General features: G+C 59.0%; 18 protein-coding genes. 10 read left to right on the forward strand and 8 right to left on the reverse strand.

All coding sequences use genetic code 11. The features are described from left to right. The first annotated feature begins 25 nt into the window (after positions 1–25). From ispD to QQF73_RS18895, 9 genes are all read left to right on the forward strand, one after another. Positions 26–727 (forward strand): 2-C-methyl-D-erythritol 4-phosphate cytidylyltransferase, encoded by a 702-nt coding sequence (gene ispD / locus QQF73_RS18855; RefSeq protein WP_285369093.1) that lies wholly within the window; start codon positions 26–28, stop codon positions 725–727. Between the two features lie 25 nt (positions 728–752). After that, complete coding sequence (gene ispF, locus QQF73_RS18860) at positions 753–1,232, forward strand: 2-C-methyl-D-erythritol 2,4-cyclodiphosphate synthase (RefSeq protein ID WP_219865255.1); 480 nt, start codon at positions 753–755, stop codon at positions 1,230–1,232. After that, positions 1,229–2,326, forward strand: a complete 1,098-nt coding sequence (gene truD / locus QQF73_RS18865; RefSeq protein WP_285369094.1) for a tRNA pseudouridine(13) synthase TruD — start codon at positions 1,229–1,231, stop codon at positions 2,324–2,326. The genes ispF and truD overlap by 4 nt, the downstream gene beginning before the upstream one ends. Positions 2,327–2,337: 11 nt before the next feature. Then, the gene (gene surE / locus QQF73_RS18870) at positions 2,338–3,108 is read left to right on the forward strand and encodes a 5'/3'-nucleotidase SurE (protein WP_219865257.1); all 771 of its coding nucleotides are present in this window, start codon (positions 2,338–2,340) and stop codon (positions 3,106–3,108) included. Continuing rightward, the gene (locus QQF73_RS18875) at positions 3,105–3,761 is read left to right on the forward strand and encodes a protein-L-isoaspartate(D-aspartate) O-methyltransferase (protein WP_219865258.1); all 657 of its coding nucleotides are present in this window, start codon (positions 3,105–3,107) and stop codon (positions 3,759–3,761) included. Before surE ends, QQF73_RS18875 begins: the two co-directional genes overlap by 4 nt. 68 nt (positions 3,762–3,829) lie before the next feature. After that, a complete protein-coding gene (locus QQF73_RS18880; RefSeq protein ID WP_285369130.1) occupies positions 3,830–4,732 on the forward strand; it encodes a DUF368 domain-containing protein in 903 nt (300 codons plus the stop codon). Positions 4,733–4,944: 212 nt separating this feature from the next. Further along, entirely contained in the window at positions 4,945–5,829 is an 885-nt protein-coding gene (locus QQF73_RS18885) for a peptidoglycan DD-metalloendopeptidase family protein (protein ID WP_345782977.1), read from the forward strand. 204 nt (positions 5,830–6,033) lie between these two features. Next, a complete protein-coding gene (gene rpoS / locus QQF73_RS18890; RefSeq protein WP_219865259.1) occupies positions 6,034–7,032 on the forward strand; it encodes an RNA polymerase sigma factor RpoS in 999 nt (332 codons plus the stop codon). A 204-nt stretch (positions 7,033–7,236) separates the two neighbouring features. Beyond that, positions 7,237–7,812, forward strand: a complete 576-nt coding sequence (locus tag QQF73_RS18895; protein ID WP_285369096.1) for a chalcone isomerase family protein — start codon at positions 7,237–7,239, stop codon at positions 7,810–7,812. 81 nt (positions 7,813–7,893) lie between these two features. On the opposite strand, the gene nth is transcribed toward QQF73_RS18895, so the two are convergent. From nth to metG, 8 genes are read right to left on the reverse strand one after another with little or no spacing between them, the layout of a single operon-like run. Beyond that, positions 7,894–8,532 (reverse strand): endonuclease III, encoded by a 639-nt coding sequence (gene nth, locus QQF73_RS18900; protein ID WP_219865261.1) that lies wholly within the window; start codon positions 8,530–8,532, stop codon positions 7,894–7,896. Between the two features lie 28 nt (positions 8,533–8,560). Further along, entirely contained in the window at positions 8,561–9,277 is a 717-nt protein-coding gene (locus QQF73_RS18905) for an electron transport complex subunit E (RefSeq protein WP_285369097.1), read from the reverse strand. 2 nt (positions 9,278–9,279) lie between these two features. Continuing rightward, complete coding sequence (rsxG, locus tag QQF73_RS18910) at positions 9,280–9,981, reverse strand: electron transport complex subunit RsxG (RefSeq protein ID WP_219865263.1); 702 nt, start codon at positions 9,979–9,981, stop codon at positions 9,280–9,282. A gap of 3 nt (positions 9,982–9,984) precedes the next feature. After that, a complete protein-coding gene (rsxD, locus tag QQF73_RS18915) occupies positions 9,985–11,037 on the reverse strand; it encodes an electron transport complex subunit RsxD (protein ID WP_219865264.1) in 1,053 nt (350 codons plus the stop codon). A 21-nt stretch (positions 11,038–11,058) separates the two neighbouring features. Next, on the reverse strand, positions 11,059–12,885 hold the full coding sequence (rsxC, locus tag QQF73_RS18920; RefSeq protein ID WP_285369098.1) for an electron transport complex subunit RsxC: 1,827 nt from the start codon (positions 12,883–12,885) through the stop codon (positions 11,059–11,061). Then, entirely contained in the window at positions 12,885–13,463 is a 579-nt protein-coding gene (gene rsxB / locus QQF73_RS18925) for an electron transport complex subunit RsxB (RefSeq protein WP_219865266.1), read from the reverse strand. Before rsxB ends, rsxC begins: the two co-directional genes overlap by 1 nt. A gap of 14 nt (positions 13,464–13,477) precedes the next feature. Continuing rightward, a complete protein-coding gene (rsxA, locus tag QQF73_RS18930) occupies positions 13,478–14,059 on the reverse strand; it encodes an electron transport complex subunit RsxA (RefSeq protein WP_219865267.1) in 582 nt (193 codons plus the stop codon). Between the two features lie 43 nt (positions 14,060–14,102). Further along, the gene (metG, locus tag QQF73_RS18935) at positions 14,103–16,136 is read right to left on the reverse strand and encodes a methionine--tRNA ligase (RefSeq protein ID WP_285369099.1); all 2,034 of its coding nucleotides are present in this window, start codon (positions 16,134–16,136) and stop codon (positions 14,103–14,105) included. A 139-nt stretch (positions 16,137–16,275) separates the two neighbouring features. Here metG and apbC point away from each other — a divergent pair, with 139 nt between their 5' ends. Next, positions 16,276–17,376: an iron-sulfur cluster carrier protein ApbC gene (gene apbC / locus QQF73_RS18940; RefSeq protein WP_219865269.1), complete on the forward strand. Its 1,101-nt coding sequence runs from the start codon at positions 16,276–16,278 to the stop codon at positions 17,374–17,376. Positions 17,377–17,448 lie beyond the last annotated feature (72 nt).

Consider the following 17,448-nt stretch of genomic DNA (forward strand, 5'->3'; position numbering starts at 1 on the left):
TCTCCGAACGTTCCACGGATAACCCATGACTACTCCCAAACTCTGGCTTGTGGTACCTGCGGCAGGAATCGGCCAGCGAATGCAGGCCGAATGTCCGAAGCAGTACCTCCGCATTAACTCCCGCTTCATTCTTGATATCACCCTGTCACGGCTGCTGGACTCGGTCCCGTTTTCCGGCTGTATGGTTGCCTTGAATTCTGCCGATCATTGGTGGCCCGATACCGGGGCCAGCGCGGACCGCCGCATTCAGACCTGTACGGGGGGCACGGAGCGCTCCGATTCCGTGCGGGCTGCGCTGCTGGCGCTGGCGGAGCAGGTCGCTGAAGATGATTGGGTCCTGGTACACGATGCGGCTCGCCCCTGCGTTCATCCGGGGGATCTTCACAAATTGGTTGAAACCCTGTCGGACCACCCGGTTGGCGGACTCCTGGCGGCGCCGGTGGCAGACACCCTGAAAAAGGTGGGCAAGGGGACTAACCCCGAAGTGCTGGAAACGGTGGATCGGGGTCACCTCTGGCGAGCGCTGACGCCACAGATGTTCCGCTATCGGATGCTTGTGAATGCACTGGAGCGGGCTCACGAATCCGGACACAGGGTAACTGACGAGTCCTCTGCCATGGAGTTTTCCGGTAATATGCCGTTACTGGTAGAAGGTCGTCCGGACAACATCAAGGTAACTGTTCCGGCCGACCTCGACCTTGCAGGCTTTATTCTCAGCCGGTTCTGAACTTTCTGTCTTCCCGGAGTGTGTTATGCGTATCGGTCAGGGCTTTGATGTCCACGCCTTTGGTCAGGGCGATGCGGTTGTTCTCGGGGGCGTGTCCATCCCCCATCATCAGGGACTGAACGCCCATTCTGACGGTGATGTCCTGCTGCATGCGCTTGCGGATGCGCTCCTGGGCGCGGTTGCCCTTGGGGATATTGGGCATCTGTTTCCGGATACCAGTGATGAGTGGGCCGGTGCCGACAGCCGTGACCTATTACGTCGGGTCATGTTGCGGGTGAGGGAAGAAGGCTATGGTGTGGTCAATATCGACAGCACGATCATTGCCCAGGCACCAAAGATGGCGCCGCACATCGAAGCTATGCGCCTCAATATTGCCGAAGACCTGGGGATCCCGGCCAGCCGGGTCAGCGTGAAAGCGACCACCACTGAAAAACTCGGGTTCACCGGTCGCGGCGAAGGTATCGCCTGTCAGGCCGTGTGTCTGCTGGAGCCGGTCTCCTCATGACCGAAATCATGGAGGCCGGTCGGTGGCGCCTGGATTGGCCGACCTCGGCGGGTGCCCGTGTGGCTCGGGCGGGTCTGAAAACATCGCCCGAGGATTTTCAGGTCGATGAAGAGTTTTCTGGCTTTCCCGCGCAATCTGGCCCCGAAGTAATTGCCGGGGAGGGCGAGCACCTCTGTCTGCGACTGCAGAAGATCGGTGACAACACCGAATTTGTCGCGCGCGAGTTGGCTGCGCTTTGCGGATGCCGGACGTTCGATGTCGGCTTCTTCGGCCTCAAGGATCGCCACGCGGTGACCAGTCAGTGGTTCAGTCTCTACCGCCCGGGCATGGCCAATTCCGACGCAGACTTCGTCGCGCGCGTGGCGGAGCGATGGCCAGTATTGTCTGTTTGGCGCCATAATCGCAAACTCCGTCGTGGTGAACACGAGGGTAACCGGTTTATCCTTACCCTGCGCGACGTTGACGGCGTCCGCGGCGAAATTGACGAGGCCCTTGCGCGCCTGAAGAGCCATGGCGCACCCAATTATTTTGGTCCCCAGCGATTTGGTTTTGGCGGCGCCAATCTGGATCGGGCGGCCGCCATGGACGCCTCTGCGATGAATTCCCGTGGCCGCCCCGCAGGCCGGGGCCGCCGAGGAAAAAACCGCGCTGGCAGAGATGCCTCGAAAAACGTATTGTACTTTTCGGCGGCGCGTTCGTGGTTGTTCAATGAAGTTCTTGCCCGCCGGGTGGCCGATGGCACCTGGTTTATGCCGATTGACGGCGAACCCGGCCTGTCCTGCGGCGATTTGGTACCGACCGGGCCGCTCTGGGGCGATGGCGGCACCACCGCTACCGGGCATCAGGAAACCCTGGAACGGGGCGTCGTCGAGCAGTCACCGGATCTGGTCCGGCTGTTCTCGACAACCCGAATGAAGCCTGAGCGTCGATTGCTCAGGACCAGGCCGGCTGAACTCGCGTGGCAGTGGCACGACGAGGGTTGCCTTAAACTGGAATTCTCGTTGTCGCCGGGCCAGTACGCTACCACTATTCTGAGTGATATTTTCGAGCTAGAGGACATGAGCCTCGGCCGCCATAACAAGCAACAAGGCTAGCGGAGAACACAGTGCGTATTCTGTTGTCGAACGATGACGGCGTCCATTCGCCCGGGCTGATAGCTCTTTTCGACGGGCTTCAAGGGGTCGGCGACCTGGAGGTAGTAGCCCCGGATCGGGACCACAGCGGGGCCAGTAACGCCCTGACGCTGAACCGTCCATTAACCGTGGAACAACATCCAAACGGCTTCCGCTCCGTTGACGGGACTCCCACGGATTGCGTTCACCTGGCGGTCAACGGCCTGTTCCAGACGCCTTTCGACCGGGTTGTATCCGGGATCAACACCCACGCCAATCTCGGCGACGACATCATCTATTCCGGAACCGTTGCCGCAGCAACGGAAGGCCGCCACCTTGGGTTGCCTGCCATTGCCGTCTCTCTGGTTAACGATGGCCATTTTCATTACGAAACGGCGGCTCGGGTGGTTCGCCTGCTGCTTGAGACCGAGCGACCACTGGTGCTTGGTCCCCGCTCCATCCTCAACGTCAATGTACCGGATGTGCCCTGGGACCAGCTTAACGGCTTTCGGGTCACCAGGCTCGGACATCGTGAGCGGGCCGAGGGCGCGGTTCCCATGACCTGTCCCCGGGGAAAGGAGCGCTACTGGATCGGCGCTGCCGGTGCGGGTGGAGATGCCGGACCGGGCACCGATTTCCATGCCGTGCGCGACGGCTATGTTTCCATCACACCGGTTCACATTGACATGACCCGTCATGACGCCCTGGTTCCCCTCCGGGATTGGGTCGAAGGTCTCGGTGATGTCGGGGAGGCGCGGGGATGAGTGCGCAACTCCAGGGTATCGGTATGACCTCCCGGCGCACCCGTATGCGACTGGTCCAGCGCCTGCGTGAGGCCGGTATCGAGTCCGATCGGGTGCTGGACATTATTGGCGAGGTTCCGCGCCATATTTTTCTGGACGAGGCGCTTTCTCATCGGGCCTATGAAGATACCTCGCTGCCGATCGGCTACGGTCAGACCCTTTCCCAGCCCTACATTGTTGCCCGCATGTCAGAGCTGATGCTGGCCCATTCGCCGGCTCGCGTGCTTGAGTTGGGTACCGGGTCCGGCTACCAGACCGCTGTTCTCGCCCGCCTTTTTGACGAGATATACAGTGTCGAGCGGATCAAGCCGCTGCAGGACCGGGCCCGGGACCGTCTGCGCCAGCTTAATGCGCGAAACGTCCTTCTGAAGCATGCCGATGGTGGCATGGGCTGGCCTGACCGGGGCCCCTTCGACGGCATTATCGTGACCGCCGCACCAGTGGAAGTGCCGCAGGAACTGTTGGCGCAGCTGTGTGATGGCGGTGTCCTGATTGCGCCGGTTGGCGAGCAGAACCAGACCCTGGTAGAAGTGACAAGGAGGGGCGATCGGTTTGACCACAAGGAGCTTGAGCCGGTGCATTTCGTCCCGCTTCTGGGTGGGGTGGTCCGTTGAACGATGACATACCGGATACCTCTGGCCTGAATCGATCGCATCACCCGGCCGCGGTCTTCATACGGGGCATGGCGATGGGGGCAGCGGACATTGTGCCCGGCGTGTCGGGCGGCACGATTGCCTTTATCACCGGTATCTATTTCCGATTGCTGGAAGCCATCAATGCGGTGCCCGGTGCTGTCGTGGGTGATCTGTTCCGGGGGCGGGTAAAGGTTTTCTGGCAAGCCTGCGACGGCACCTTCCTGGTTTGTCTGCTCTGCGGAGTGTTGACCAGTATCCTGACTCTGGCTTCCGCCATCAGTTATGCGCTCGTCGAGTATCCCATCCTGATCTGGAGCTTCTTTTTTGGGCTGATTATCGCGTCAGTCTGGCATGTCGGGCGTCAGGTCCGGCACTACCGATTCTCCCTGGGCGTTCCACTTGTTATCGGCATTGGCGTGGCCTGGTGGATAACCACCTTATCGGCGGGACAGGTTGACCCTTCTGCGCTGGCTTTCTTCGGTGCGGGCGCACTGGCGATCTGTGCCATGATTCTTCCGGGTATTTCGGGAAGTTTCATTCTGGTCATCATCGGCATGTATTCCCCGGTGCTTGCGGCCATAAAAACCGCCGACCTGGGGATTCTGCTGCTGTTCATGGCGGGATGCTTGCTGGGGCTTCTTTCAATCGCGCGTGTTATTACCTGGGCGTTCCACCACTTTCACGACCTGGTGCTGGCGCTTCTCACCGGCTTTATGGTGGGAGCCCTGAACAAGGTTTGGCCCTGGAAGCAGACGCTCAGCTGGCGCACCAACAGTTCCGGTGAACAGGTGCCGCTTAATGAACTCAGCATCGGTCCCTTCACGTTTGCGGATCTGACCGGACAGGATCCGAAACTCGGGCTTGCAGTGTTGATTGCACTCGGTGGATTTTTCCTGGTGCTGTTGGTCGAATGGGTTGGAACGCGAAACCATCGTGGCAGGGTTTCCTGAGAATGTGCGGTCAAGCATGAACGAAGTGTTACCTAACGCACAAAAAGGATGTTTCTCCCGGTAACAGATGTGTCTGTGGGGTAACTTGGATTGAAAGGGAAATTGTGCAATATATTAGCAAGTTACTTTTAGAACCTGAGAAAGTTGTGTGACACATCGGACGCGTTATACGGATTTTTTATAACTAGGTCGTTTTTATTCTTGTGAGATTCTTGCGTGGGCTGTTCAGTGCCGCTTCGCCGGCTTTCCCGCGGTTCCCTTCCGGTGCCTGTGCTTCCCCTCGTGCCCTGAAATGCCCAAGCGGCCAATCCCCGATAGCTGCGATTCTGCTCCTGACCGCCTTGCTGAGCGGTTGCAACACCTCTGCGCTGTACCGGGACGACCTCTACAACCCGCCGGTATACTGGGGCCGCCATGTGGTCCAGCCGGGCGAAACCCTGTACAGCATAGCCTGGCGTTACGGCCGTGATTACCGCGAACTGGGCAGTGCCAATGGAATTGACCCACCCTGGAACTTAAGGGCAGGCCAGGTCCTGCGCCTCGACCTTCGCGGAACTGTCACATCCGGCCGTCAGAATCAGGTAGCAACGAGAAAATCTGCGCCTGCATCAAGCAAACCCCGGGTCGCGCCACCCGCGCCCACACCGAAAGCCGCGCCCGAGCCAACGGTGACCCGGTCTCCTGAAAAGGGTGCTCCGCTGGCATCGCAGACTCAGACGGTTGCCCGGGTGAATTGGCGTTGGCCGCACATTGGCACCGTAATTGCTGGTTATTCAACATCCGGAAAAGTCAATAAAGGTATTGATATTGCCGGAAAAGCCGGTGATGCTGTAAAGGCAGCCGCAAGTGGTAATGTCGTATACGCCGGCAATGGGTTGCTTGGTTACGGTAACCTGATTATTGTTAACCATAACGAGCACTATTTGAGTGCTTATGCACACAACCGGAAGATTCTGGTGCGGGAAGGGGAGGATGTGAAAGCCGGTCAGGTGATCGCAGAGCTCGGTAGCAGTGGCGCTGAACGACCCATGTTGCATTTTGAAATCCGAAAAAATGGCAATCCGGTTGATCCCGCCCACTACCTTCCAAGACGCTAGCGCAGAAGCAGACAGGATTCTGTTTCCCGCCACCAACCGGCACTGACAGAAAGACCGCGTTCAAAAAATAAAAAAGAACGGTTGCAGTTGTAACCGGCCAACCAACAGATGTCCTGAAGAAGAAAAGCAGTTGCACGAAGAGCGTCCGCAATAACAAGAAGTACCGGACGAACACCCAGGATTATTGAGAGGCGGGGCAAGAAAATGTCAGCAGAGCAGGAAGATATCATCATTGATCGCGTGGCGGACGTGGATGAGTCCGAGGATCAATTGCTAGCAGAAGAGAAAGTCGACAAAGCTTCGGCGGACGAAGATACCGCAGATGCAGATGAAGAAATTCCCACCCAGGGGCGTTATTTCACCAGCCAGAAACAGCTGGATGCCACTCAGCTGTACCTCAACGAAATCGGATTTTCACCCCTCCTGACCCCTGAGGAAGAAGTCTATTTCGCCCGCCTGGCACGGAAGGGCGAGGATTCAGGCCGCAAGCGGATGATCGAGAGCAACCTTCGTCTCGTGGTCAAGATTGCGCGGCGTTACGTAAACCGGGGGCTGACGCTGCTGGATCTGATCGAGGAAGGTAACCTCGGCCTGATCCGGGCGGTCGAGAAATTTGATCCGGAACGCGGTTTCCGCTTCTCAACCTACGCCACATGGTGGATTCGCCAGACCATTGAACGCGCGATCATGAACCAGACCCGGACCATCCGTCTGCCGATTCACGTGGTCAAGGAGCTTAACCTATACCTGCGTGCCGCGCGGGAGCTGACGCAGAAACTGGATCACGAACCTTCCGCCGAAGAAATTGCGCGAATGGTCGACAAGCCAGTTGCCGATGTTAAGCGCATGCTGGGTCTCAATGAGCGGGTTGCCTCCATGGACACCCCGATTGGCACCGGGGGCGAGAAGTCTCTACTGGACACTGTGGCGGATGAGGGTGCTACCGACCCTGCGGATCTGCTTCAGGACAACAACATGTGCTCGTGCCTGGAAAAATGGATCGACCAGCTCAGCGAAAAGCAGCAGGAAGTCCTGTCCCGTCGCTTTGGTTTGAGGGGGTATCCGGTCAGTACGCTGGAAGAGGTCGGGCAGGAGATCGGGCTTACCCGTGAACGAGTCCGCCAGATTCAGGTGGAAGCGCTGAGACGCCTGCGTGAAATCCTCGAGAAAGAAGGCCTCTCCGGAAACCTTCTGTTCAAGTAACGCCTTCCAGACCTTGATCATGCCAAAACCGGCCGGGGAAACCCGGCCGGTTTTTCTGTTTCATTATCGCTGCAAATGAGAACCAGGTTCCGCCTGATGGTCCCCTGTCGTTGTTAGAATGCCCGGACCGGGCGGGGATAAGGGTGTCGAAACCCGGTGCACGAATGAAACACGTCAATAATAACGATCGAAAAGGAAAGGACTATGAAGAAGGCTCTCTTTACCGGTTTTATGTCTCTGGCCATGGCAGCTGCTCTGTCAACGCCGGTGTCGGCACTGACCGTGGAAGGTGTGGATGTTCCAGATACCTACTCGGCCATGGATACCGAACTGAAACTTAATGGCGCGGGCACGCGGTCAAAGTGGTTTATGGACCTCTACGTTGGTGGCCTGTACGTGCCGGAAACCATTGATGATGGCGAGGCTGTTATCAACGCGGATGAGCCACAGGCCATCACGCTGCACATCATTTCCGGCATGATCACCAGTGAACGCATGACCGAAGCGACTCTGGAAGGTTTTGAAGCGTCTACCGGTGGTGACATGGCCGCGATTCAGGGTGACGTTGACCAGTTCATGGCCGTGTTCGAGGAAGAGATCAAGGAAGGTGATGTTTTTGATCTGGTGTACCTGCCGGGCGAAGGCGTCAAGGTCCTCAAGAACGGCCAGCACAAGGACACCATGGGTGATCTGGCGTTCAAGAAGGCCCTGTTCGGGATCTGGCTGTCTGACAAGCCAGCCCAGGAAGACCTGAAAGAGAAGATGCTGGGACAGCGGTAACCGCCGCTTCCTGACAGAAAAAGCCGGCATTCAATGCCGGCTTTTCTGTGCGTGCCCCTGTGTTAAAACGCGGCGGGGCGCCTACAGGTAATCCCGCTTTTCCTTGAACTCGCAGAGGTCTTCAATAATGCAGGCGCCGCACTTGGGTTTACGGGCGGTGCAGGTGTAGCGACCATGGAGAATCAGCCAGTGGTGCGCATCCAGCAGGAACTCCTTGGGCACGAGACGCATCAGCTTTTGCTCCACCTCCAGGACGTTCTTTCCGGGGGCAATCCCGGTGCGGTTCGAGACCCGGAAAATGTGGGTGTCCACGGCCATCGCCATATGTCCGAACGCCGTGTTGAGAACCACGTTGGCGGTCTTCCGGCCGACACCCGGTAAGGCCTCGAGATCTTCCCGTTTTTCCGGGACCTGGCTGCCATGTTTGTCAATAAGGATCCGGCAGGTCTTGATGACATTTTCGGCCTTGCTGTTAAACAGGCCGATGGTCTTGATGTATTCCTTCAGCCCGTCGACGCCCAATGCCAGAATCGCCTCCGGGGTGTTGGCCACCGGAAACAGTTTGTCAGTTGCCTTGTTGACGCCGACATCGGTTGCCTGGGCAGACAGAATGACAGCAATCAACAACTCGAACGGCGTGGAGTAGTTCAACTCCGTGGTGGGGTTCGGGTTTGCGTCCCGCAGCCGGGTAAAGATTTCAATGCGTTTCTGTTTGTTCATGGGAGCTTACATTCACCTTGCCTGCTGGTCAGGAAACGTTGCCGGTGACGCGAACGCGTTTGCTGCCACTGGCCGCAGGGGCCGTTTCGGTGGCCTTGCGACGCTTCTCCAGATGGTTGTCGATGCCATTCTTCAGGGCAATCAGGAGGCCAAGACCCACGAATGCGCCCGGAGGCAGGACCATGAACAGGACGTCGGGGTAGCTCTCGAACGGACGAATCACCCAGTCGGCGGCCATCGGGCCGAGCAGCAGGTTCATATCGATAAACAGCGTGCCCTGGCCGATCAGTTCGCGCATGCCACCCAGCACCACCAGCACCGCCAGGAAGCCGAGCCCCATCATGACGCCATCCAGCAGAGCCGGCCCGGGCGTGGTCTTGGAGGCGAAGGCATCAGCCCGGCCAAGAATGGCGCAGTTGGTCACGATCAGGGGAATGAAGATGCCCAGGATCTGGTAAAGCTCGTAAGTGAATGCCTGCATCAGTAGTTCGGCGCAGGTGACGAACGATGCAATGATCATAACGAATGCCGGCAGTCGGACCGATTCGCCGACGAAGTTCCGGATCAGCGACACTGCGAGGTTGGAGCCCATCAGCACCATCAGGGTCGCCAGGCCCAGACCAATGGCGTTGACGACAGTGCTGGTCACCGCCAGAAGCGGGCACAGACCCAATACCTGAACGAGGGCGGGGTTGTTGTTCCAGAGCCCGTCGCGAATGATTTCACTGGACGTCTTGGTGGTCATAGTCAGGAATGCTCCGAACGGGTTGCTTCTCCGGCAATGGTCTCCGGAGTAATGGCTTTCGGTCTGGGCGACGGCGCTTCGTTGAGCCGCTCCCGAATTACCTGCCGATTCTTGCGAAAATAGATCAGGGATTTCTGGACCGCTTTAACCACTGCCCGGGGTGTGATGGTGGCACCCGTAAACTGATCGAATTCCCCGCCGTTTTTCCTTACGTTCCATTCCCGGTGGGGCGGCTGGCCAAGCGAGCGGCCTTCAAAGCTTCGAATCCAGTCCGACTTCTTGGTTTCGATACGGTCCCCGAGCCCGGGCGTTTCCTTGTGACTGATGACGCGGACACCAAGGACTGTGCCGTTCAGGTCCACACCGACCAGCAAGTGGATTTTGCCGGAATAGCCGTCCGGGGCAACAATCGGCAGGATCATGCCAGTGGGCCGACCGTCCTGACGCGCTACCCAGGCGGTCAGTGGACCATCGGTGGCAAGACGGTCACTGGCGGGTAACTGGACCGTGTCCCGGAGCAGATTATTGTCGTGAGCGCTTTCGGGAATGATTTCGAGCAGAGCCTTGGCTTCGGCGCGCGCGGCCTGCTCCTGTATTCGCTTTTCGGTGAGGGCCTGGGTGACCGCGATAGTGCCACCGGTGATCATGGCGAACAGGCCCAGGCCAACGGCGCTGCGACGAATCGATTGTGCAAGTGCGGCCATACGTTATCCCTGCTTCCTGCTCGGCACACCGCGGCGAGCCTTGTGATGGCCGTAGGTCCGCGGTGGCGTGTAGTGATCGATGAACGGCACGGCGAAGTTCATCAGCAGGACGCTGAAGGCCACGGCATCGGGATAGCTCCCCCAGGTTCGTATCAGGTAAATGAGCACGCCGATTCCGGCCCCGTAGATCAGTTTGCCCTGGTGGCTGGTCGCTGCCGACACCGGGTCGGTGGCAATGAAGAAGGCCCCGAGCATGGTGCCGCCGGCCAGCAGATGCATGGACAGTGGCGCATACTGATCGGCGTTGCTGCCGAACGCGAGGCTCATTGCCGCAAGCCCGGCGAGAAACCCCACGGGAATGTGCCAGGTGATGATCCGGAGCAGAACCAGAAGGAGGCCGCCAGCCAGGAAACCGGCATTTACCCATTCCCAGCCCCGGGCAATGCCGTTGCCGAAGGTGGGGTGCTGCAGAACCTCGGCGGCCGTCCGGTTCGCGATCTTGTGTTTGTACTCATCCAGCGGAGTTGCCATGGTCCAGCCGTCTACCGCGGTTTGCTTTGCCGAGGCGATCGTGCTGAGGGTTTCGGAGAAACCGGGCGCCCCTTTCCAGAGCAATGCCGGTTCGGCCCAGTTGGTGGTCATGGCAACCGGGAAGGAGATCAGCACCAGGGCATAGCCCACCATGGCCGGATTGAACGGGTTGGAGCCAAGGCCCCCGTATAGTTGTTTGGCGACGACGATGGCGGAGACGACAGCAATGCCGGATACCCACCAGGGGGCGAACTGGGGGAGCGACAAGCCGAGCAGCAGGCCGGTTACTGCAGCTGTGTTGTCTTTCAGGAAAAAGCCGATGGGCTTGTTCCGGAGCTTGAGGATGGCAGCCTCGCAGGCCATCGCCAGTGCAACGCACCAAACCACATTGATCAGGTTGCCCCAGCCAAAGAACACCGTCTGCGCGAACAGGCCAGGCAACGCAGCGATGATCACCCAGAGCATAACCCTTGATGTGGGACGGGCATGATGGGCATGGGGTGAAGACTGTTGAGCAAATGCCATGAATGTCGGGCCTGAATTCGGTTATTCGGTTGACTGGGATTCGGGCTGGGACGCCAGCTGCTGGCGGGCGTCGGCCAGAGCTTCTTCCGCGCGCGTTACCCGGTCGTGGTTCTTGGCGACCGCTCGTTCCAGTTTCTCTACATTGTCGGCCTGCTGGGCTTTGGCGTCTTCCAGCATGCCCTGCATGGTTTCGAGCTTGGATTGTGCCTGGGCCAGCTGCTTTTCGAGTGCCTCCAGGTCGGGCTTCTCCTGAGCGGGTTCGGCGGCAGGCGCTTGCGGTTTGGCGGCCTCGGTCTTGGCTTTCTTGCGCGCGAGGGCCTGTTGCACCAGTGCCGCCTTGGCCGAACGCTCATCCACCGCATCGCCTTCGGTGGCAGCTTTTTCAGCTTCCGCCTTTTTCTTCGCCTGGGCTTCCGCTGCGGCTTTTGCCCGTTCCTTCCGGCGCTGCTCCTTCTCCTGCTGTTCCCGCTCCAGGCGCTCCAGGCGAGCTTCAAAACGCTCCCGAGCCCGGTCCGCCTTCAGCTGTTCGGCTCGCTGCACCCGAATCTCTCCCTTGGCGTAGCGATAGTACTGCACAAGGGGAATGGAACTCGGGCAGACGTACGAACAGGCGCCGCACTCAATGCAATCAAACAGGTTCAGGTGCTCGGCTTTCTCAAACTCTGCAGCCTTGGAGTACCAGAATAGCTGCTGTGGCAGGAGCTCCATCGGGCAGACCTCGGCGCATTCACCACATCGGATACAGGGTTGCTCTGGCGGCGGTGTGGGCAACTCAGCGGCGGTGGCGGCAATAACGCAGTTGCTGGTCTTGATCACCGGCACGGCCGTGGTGGTGAGGGTGTAGCCCATCATCGGGCCACCCAGCACCAGACGGTTGACCTTCTCAGGCTGCAGGCCGGCCTGGTCCAGCAGATATTGCACCGGCGTACCGATCAGGGCTTCGAAATTCCCCGGTTCCTGTACAGCCTCTCCGGTGATGGTCACGATTCTGGAAATCAGAGGGCGACCTTCAAATATCAACCGGGATACAGCAACCGCGGTGCCGATGTTCTGGCACATCACGCCGATATCGGCCGGGATGCCACCACTGGGCACTTCCATACCCGTCAGTATCTGGATCAGCTGCTTTTCCCCGCCGGAGGGGTATTTGGTCGGAATGGCGGCAAGCTCAATCTGGGTGCCTTTGGTGGCCGCTCGCATGGCCTCAACGGCTTCCGGCTTGTTGTCCTCGATCGCAATCACGCATCGTTCCGGACGCAGGATCCAGGCCATGACCTTGAGACCCGCGACGATCTCATCGGCCTGCTCACGCATGGTCATGTCATCGGCGGTAATGTAAGGCTCACACTCGGCGCCATTGAGAATCAGGGTATCAACCTTGCGGTCTCTTGGCGGGCGCAGCTTGATGTTGGTCGGAAAGCCCGCTCCGCCCATGCCGGAGATGCCGCCGTCCCGAATGAGTTCCAGTACCTGGTTCCGCTCCAGACTGCGGTAATCGGAGACTGGCTGGCGTGCGGTCCACTGGTCTTCGACATCGGGCTTGAGGGTGATGCACCAGTCGTTCATGCCGGAGGGGTGCGGCACCGGCAGCTCGGCAATACTCTCGATGACACCGGAGGTCGGGGCATGCACCGGCACGCCCATTCCATTGGTCACATCGGCGATTTTCTCGCCCTTCAATACCCGGTCACCCACGCTGACTATGGCGGCCGCCGGCTCACCAATGTGCTGTTGCAGCGGCAACACCAGGCGGTCGGGGATGCCGGCGGCGCGAATTGGGAGAGCCGTGGACTGATGCTTGTTCTCGGCCGGGTGAATACCGCCGGCGAAATCCCACAACTGAGTCATCAGGCGCTGACTCCCTGGCGATCGGTAGCAATGACGCCGGAAGCCGGCGGTGTCCAGGTCCAGGTTCGGATATCCGGTTCGACGGTAACCATGTCGATACAGTCCACCGGGCAGGGTTCAACGCACAGGTCGCAGCCGGTGCACTCGCTCTCGATGACCGTGTGCATGTGCTTGGCTGCGCCGAGGATGGCGTCCACCGGACAGGCCTGGATGCACTTGGTGCAGCCAATGCATTCGTCCTCGCGGATGATTGCCACGCGTTTGGCTTGTTCGACCCCGTGCTCGGCATCTAGCGGCTGGGGCTCCACATCAAGCAGATCGGCCAAGGCCTTGATGGTTGCTTCACCGCCCGGTGGGCATTTGTTGATGGCGCCGCCATTGGCAATGGATTCGGCGTAGGGGCGGCAGCCGGGAAACCCGCACTGGCCGCACTGGGTCTGTGGTAGCAGCGAATCAATCTGGTCCACCAGCGGATTACCTTCAACCCGGAAACGCTCGGCCGCAAAGCCCAGCAGGCCACCGAAAATCACGGCAAGGGCCAGAAGAACCAGAACGGCGATGACAATGCCTGTCCACATACCACGTGTCTCCGTTAAACGCTGACCAGGCCTGTGAAGCCCAGAAACGCCAGTGACATCAACCCTGCGGTTACCATACCAATGGCGGCACCCTGGAAGGCAACCGGCACATCGGCCACGGCGATGCGTTCACGCATGGCCGCGAACAGCACCAGAACCATCGAGAAACCGGCGGCGGCACCGAAACCGTAGAGGACGGATTCAACGAAGTTGTTGTTTTTGTTCAGGTTCAACAGAGCGACACCAAGAACTGCGCAGTTGGTGGTGATCAGGGGCAGGAAAATGCCGAGCACCCGATACAGAAGCGGGCTGGTCTTGCGAACCACCATCTCGGTGAATTGGACCACCACTGCAATCACCAGGATAAAGGTGATGGTCTTCAGGAACGCCAGATCCAGCGGCGCCAGCAGGTAGGTATAGGCCAGGTAACTGCATACCGATGACAGGGTCAGCACAAAGGTGGTTGCCAGAGACATGCCCATGGCTGTCTCCAGCTTCCCGGACACACCCATGAACGGGCACAGGCCCAGGAACTGAACCAGTACAAAATTGTTCACCAGAATGGTGCTGACCAGAATCAGCAGATATTCGGTCATTTACCTTGCTCCATTGGCCCCTGCCAGCTCTGCCCGGCCGCCCTTACATAACCCGCATGCCGGGGGTGGCGCCGGAATCCGGGGACAGAATGAAAATATCCTCGCCACCGGGGCCCGCTGCCAGAACCATGCCCTCGGACATCCCGAACTTCATCTTCCGCGGTTTGAGGTTGGCAACCATGACGGTCAGGCGTCCCTCGAGATCTTCCGGCTTGTAGGCTGACTTGATACCAGCAAACACGTTGCGCTCGCCATGCCCTACGTCAAGCGTGAGGCGAAGAAGTTTGTCGGCACCTTCAACATGCTCTGCTTTGACAATTTTAACGACCCGAAGGTCCACTTTCGCGAAATCACCGAATTCTATCTCATCGGCGATCGGCTCCAGATTGGCAGCTGGTGCCGGCTTGCCGGTCGCTGCGGGCAGTTCCTCTTTGGAGGCATCAAGCATCTTTTCGATCTGGTCCATATCCACCCGGTTCATCAGCGGCTTGAACTTATTGATGCCATGGTTTTCCAGGCGTTGAGCGCGGTTGTTCCAATCCAGTCTGGCGTTGAGGAAGGCTTCGGAGGCCTTGGCGGTCTCCGGCAGGACTGGCGCCAGATAGGTGATCAGCAGATGGAACATGTTGATGGCGTTAGTGCAGATGGCCTGCAAGTTCTCTTCCTGGCCTTCCTGCTTGGCGATCACCCACGGTTGTTCGTCATTGACGTACTGGTTTGCAATGTCGGCCAGTTCCATGATCCGGCGCATGGCACGGCCGAATTCACGGGATTCGTAGAATTCCTCGATGTCCTTGCCGGCATCAATGAACTCCCGGAGTTTGTCATGCTCGGTGACCCTGCCCAGCTGTCCGTCGAAACGCTTGGTAATGAACCCGGCGCTACGGCTGGCAATGTTAACCACTTTGCCCACGAGGTCCGAGTTCACCCGGGCGGCGAAGTCTTCGAGGTTGAGGTCCATGTCATCCACACCACCGGTGAGTTTGGCGGCGAAGTAGTAGCGCAGGTACTCCGGGTTCAGGTGGTCCAGGTAGGTGCGAGCCATGATAAAGGTGCCGCGGGACTTGGACATCTTCTTGCCATTTACGGTTACGAAGCCGTGAGCCCAGACCGCAGTCGGTGTCCGGAAGCCGGCATCGTGCAGCATGGATGGCCAGAACAGGGCGTGGAAATTAATGATGTCCTTGCCGATGAAGTGGTACACCTCGGCGGTGGAGTCAGCCTTCCAGAAATGCTCGAAGTCGATGCCTTCGCGGTTACACAGGTTCTTGAAGCTGGCGAGGTAGCCTATGGGGGCGTCCAGCCAGACATAGAAGTACTTGCCCGGCGCATCTGGGATCTCGAAGCCGAAGTAAGGCGCATCGCGGCTGATGTCCCACTCCTGCAGACCAGCATCCAGCCATTCGGCCAGCTTGTTGGCGACTTGGGGCTGCAGAGTGCCGCTGCGGGTCCAGTTGGCCAGGAAGTCGTGGAAATCGGGGAGCTTGAAGAAATAGTGCTCAGACTCTTTCTCGATCGGGGTTGCGCCGGAGACCGCGGAGCGCGGGTTGATCAGTTCGGCCGGGGTGTAGGTCGCCCCGCAGGCCTCGCAGTTATCACCGTACTGGTCCTCGGTCTTGCATTTCGGGCAGGTGCCCTTGATGAAGCGGTCCGCCAGGAACATGTTCTTTTCCGGGTCGTAGGACTGGGTAATCTTGCGCGTGGCAATGTGCCCGTTTTCCTGAAGCTGCCGGTAGATGTACTCGGAGAACTGACGGTTTTCCTCCGAGTGGGTGGTGTAGTAGTTATCAAAACGGATATGGAATCCGGCGAAATCCTCCTGGTGCTCCTCGCGGATTCGATCAATGAGCTGCTCGGAAGTAATGCCCTCGCGCTCGGCTCGCAGCATAATGGCAGTGCCGTGGGCATCATCGGCGCAAACGTAGTAGCAGTTCTGGCCACGCATGTTCTGGTAGCGCACCCAGATGTCGGTCTGAATGTATTCCAGCAGGTGGCCCAGATGGATGGGGCCATTGGCATAGGGCAGGGCGCTGGTGACCAGGATATCGCGCTGTTGCTTTGAACTCGCTTGCGTCATGGTGTGTCCGAACCTTTCTTCAAAGTAGGGTTGTATGGTCAGAAACGGGCACAGATGATACCTTCCGAGCAGAAATTTTTCACCCGAATCACCTGTTTCCGTGCTTAAAATCAAGTATGAGCTTATTCCGGAGAGTCCGATGACACAGATTTCAGAGCAGGCCCTGCAGACAGCAATTCGTGAGTACCGCGATCCGTACCTGCAAAAGGACCTCTACGAGCTGGATGCGGTAAAAACACTGAACGCCGACGACGCCGGCAACGTAACCCTGATGGTCGAGCTGCCTTACCCGTCCAAGGGCATTGCCGGCGCCCTGAAGCAGCTGGTCTCCGTGGCGCTGGAAAACGTGGATGGGGTCGAGCATGCCGAAGTACACGTGGGGCAGAAGATTCACTCCTACAAGGTCCAGAAAGACCTGCCGTCCGTTCCCGGGGTGAAAAACATCATTGCCGTGGCGTCTGGCAAGGGCGGTGTGGGCAAATCGACTACCGCCGTCAACCTGGCTTTGGCCCTGCAGGCGGAAGGCGCCCGCGTTGGCATTCTGGACGCGGATATTTACGGCCCAAGCATCGGCATGATGCTGGGCGTGCCGGAAGGTAAGCGACCGGACACCCGTGAGAACAAGTATTTCGTGCCCATGGAAGCTCACGGCCTGCAGGCCAACTCCATGGCTTTCGTGGTCACTGATAAAACGCCCATGGTGTGGCGCGGACCGATGGTCAGCGGCGCGGTTATGCAGCTGCTCCAGCAGACCCTCTGGAATGAACTCGATTACCTGATCGTGGACATGCCGCCGGGCACCGGCGACATCCAGCTCACGCTGGCCCAGAAAGTCCCGGTCACCGGCGCGGTTATCGTCACCACGCCTCAGGACATCGCGCTGCTGGATGGCAAGAAAGGCATCGAAATGTTCCGCAAGGTGGATATTCCGGTGCTGGGCGTGGTGGAGAACATGAGCGTCCACATCTGCAGCAACTGCGGCCATGAAGAGCCGCTGTTCGGCCAGGGCGGGGGCGAGCGCATTGCCGAGGAATACGACACCACCTTGCTCGGCCAACTGCCGCTGCACATGACCATCCGCGAGCAGACCGACGGCGGCACGCCCTCGGTCGTGGCCGAGCCGGATTCGGAAGTGGCCCGCCGGTACCGGGACATCGCCCGCCGGGTCGGGGCTGAACTGTCTACTCGCGAGCGCAATTTGAGTGGATCTATTTCCAGTGTGTCCGTTACTGAGCACTAGGTAACCTGTGACCGCAGCCCCACAACTGAGCGGGATTGGGCCTTCGACAGGCCCCCGCCGAACAGGTAAACT

Source organism: Marinobacter albus (assembly GCF_030238305.1).
GTDB classification, from domain to species: Bacteria; Pseudomonadota; Gammaproteobacteria; order Pseudomonadales; family Oleiphilaceae; genus Marinobacter; species Marinobacter albus.

What these genes read in the sequence shown, in the direction of transcription:
- ispD (WP_285369093.1), top strand. Translation starts at nt 26, where the DNA reads ATGACTACTCCCAAACTCTGGCTTGTGGTACCTGCGGCAGGAATCGGC.
- ispF (WP_219865255.1), top strand. Translation starts at nt 753, where the DNA reads ATGCGTATCGGTCAGGGCTTTGATGTCCACGCCTTTGGTCAGGGCGAT.
- truD (WP_285369094.1), top strand. Translation starts at nt 1,229, where the DNA reads ATGACCGAAATCATGGAGGCCGGTCGGTGGCGCCTGGATTGGCCGACC.
- QQF73_RS18875 (WP_219865258.1), top strand. Translation starts at nt 3,105, where the DNA reads ATGAGTGCGCAACTCCAGGGTATCGGTATGACCTCCCGGCGCACCCGT.
- QQF73_RS18880 (WP_285369130.1), top strand. Translation starts at nt 3,830, where the DNA reads ATGGCGATGGGGGCAGCGGACATTGTGCCCGGCGTGTCGGGCGGCACG.
- rpoS (WP_219865259.1), top strand. Translation starts at nt 6,034, where the DNA reads ATGTCAGCAGAGCAGGAAGATATCATCATTGATCGCGTGGCGGACGTG.
- QQF73_RS18895 (WP_285369096.1), top strand. Translation starts at nt 7,237, where the DNA reads ATGAAGAAGGCTCTCTTTACCGGTTTTATGTCTCTGGCCATGGCAGCT.
- nth (WP_219865261.1), bottom strand. Translation starts at nt 8,532, where the DNA reads ATGAACAAACAGAAACGCATTGAAATCTTTACCCGGCTGCGGGACGCA.
- QQF73_RS18905 (WP_285369097.1), bottom strand. Translation starts at nt 9,277, where the DNA reads ATGACCACCAAGACGTCCAGTGAAATCATTCGCGACGGGCTCTGGAAC.
- rsxG (WP_219865263.1), bottom strand. Translation starts at nt 9,981, where the DNA reads ATGGCCGCACTTGCACAATCGATTCGTCGCAGCGCCGTTGGCCTGGGC.
- rsxD (WP_219865264.1), bottom strand. Translation starts at nt 11,037, where the DNA reads ATGGCATTTGCTCAACAGTCTTCACCCCATGCCCATCATGCCCGTCCC.
- rsxC (WP_285369098.1), bottom strand. Translation starts at nt 12,885, where the DNA reads ATGACTCAGTTGTGGGATTTCGCCGGCGGTATTCACCCGGCCGAGAAC.
- rsxB (WP_219865266.1), bottom strand. Translation starts at nt 13,463, where the DNA reads ATGTGGACAGGCATTGTCATCGCCGTTCTGGTTCTTCTGGCCCTTGCC.
- rsxA (WP_219865267.1), bottom strand. Translation starts at nt 14,059, where the DNA reads ATGACCGAATATCTGCTGATTCTGGTCAGCACCATTCTGGTGAACAAT.
- metG (WP_285369099.1), bottom strand. Translation starts at nt 16,136, where the DNA reads ATGACGCAAGCGAGTTCAAAGCAACAGCGCGATATCCTGGTCACCAGC.
- apbC (WP_219865269.1), top strand. Translation starts at nt 16,276, where the DNA reads ATGACACAGATTTCAGAGCAGGCCCTGCAGACAGCAATTCGTGAGTAC.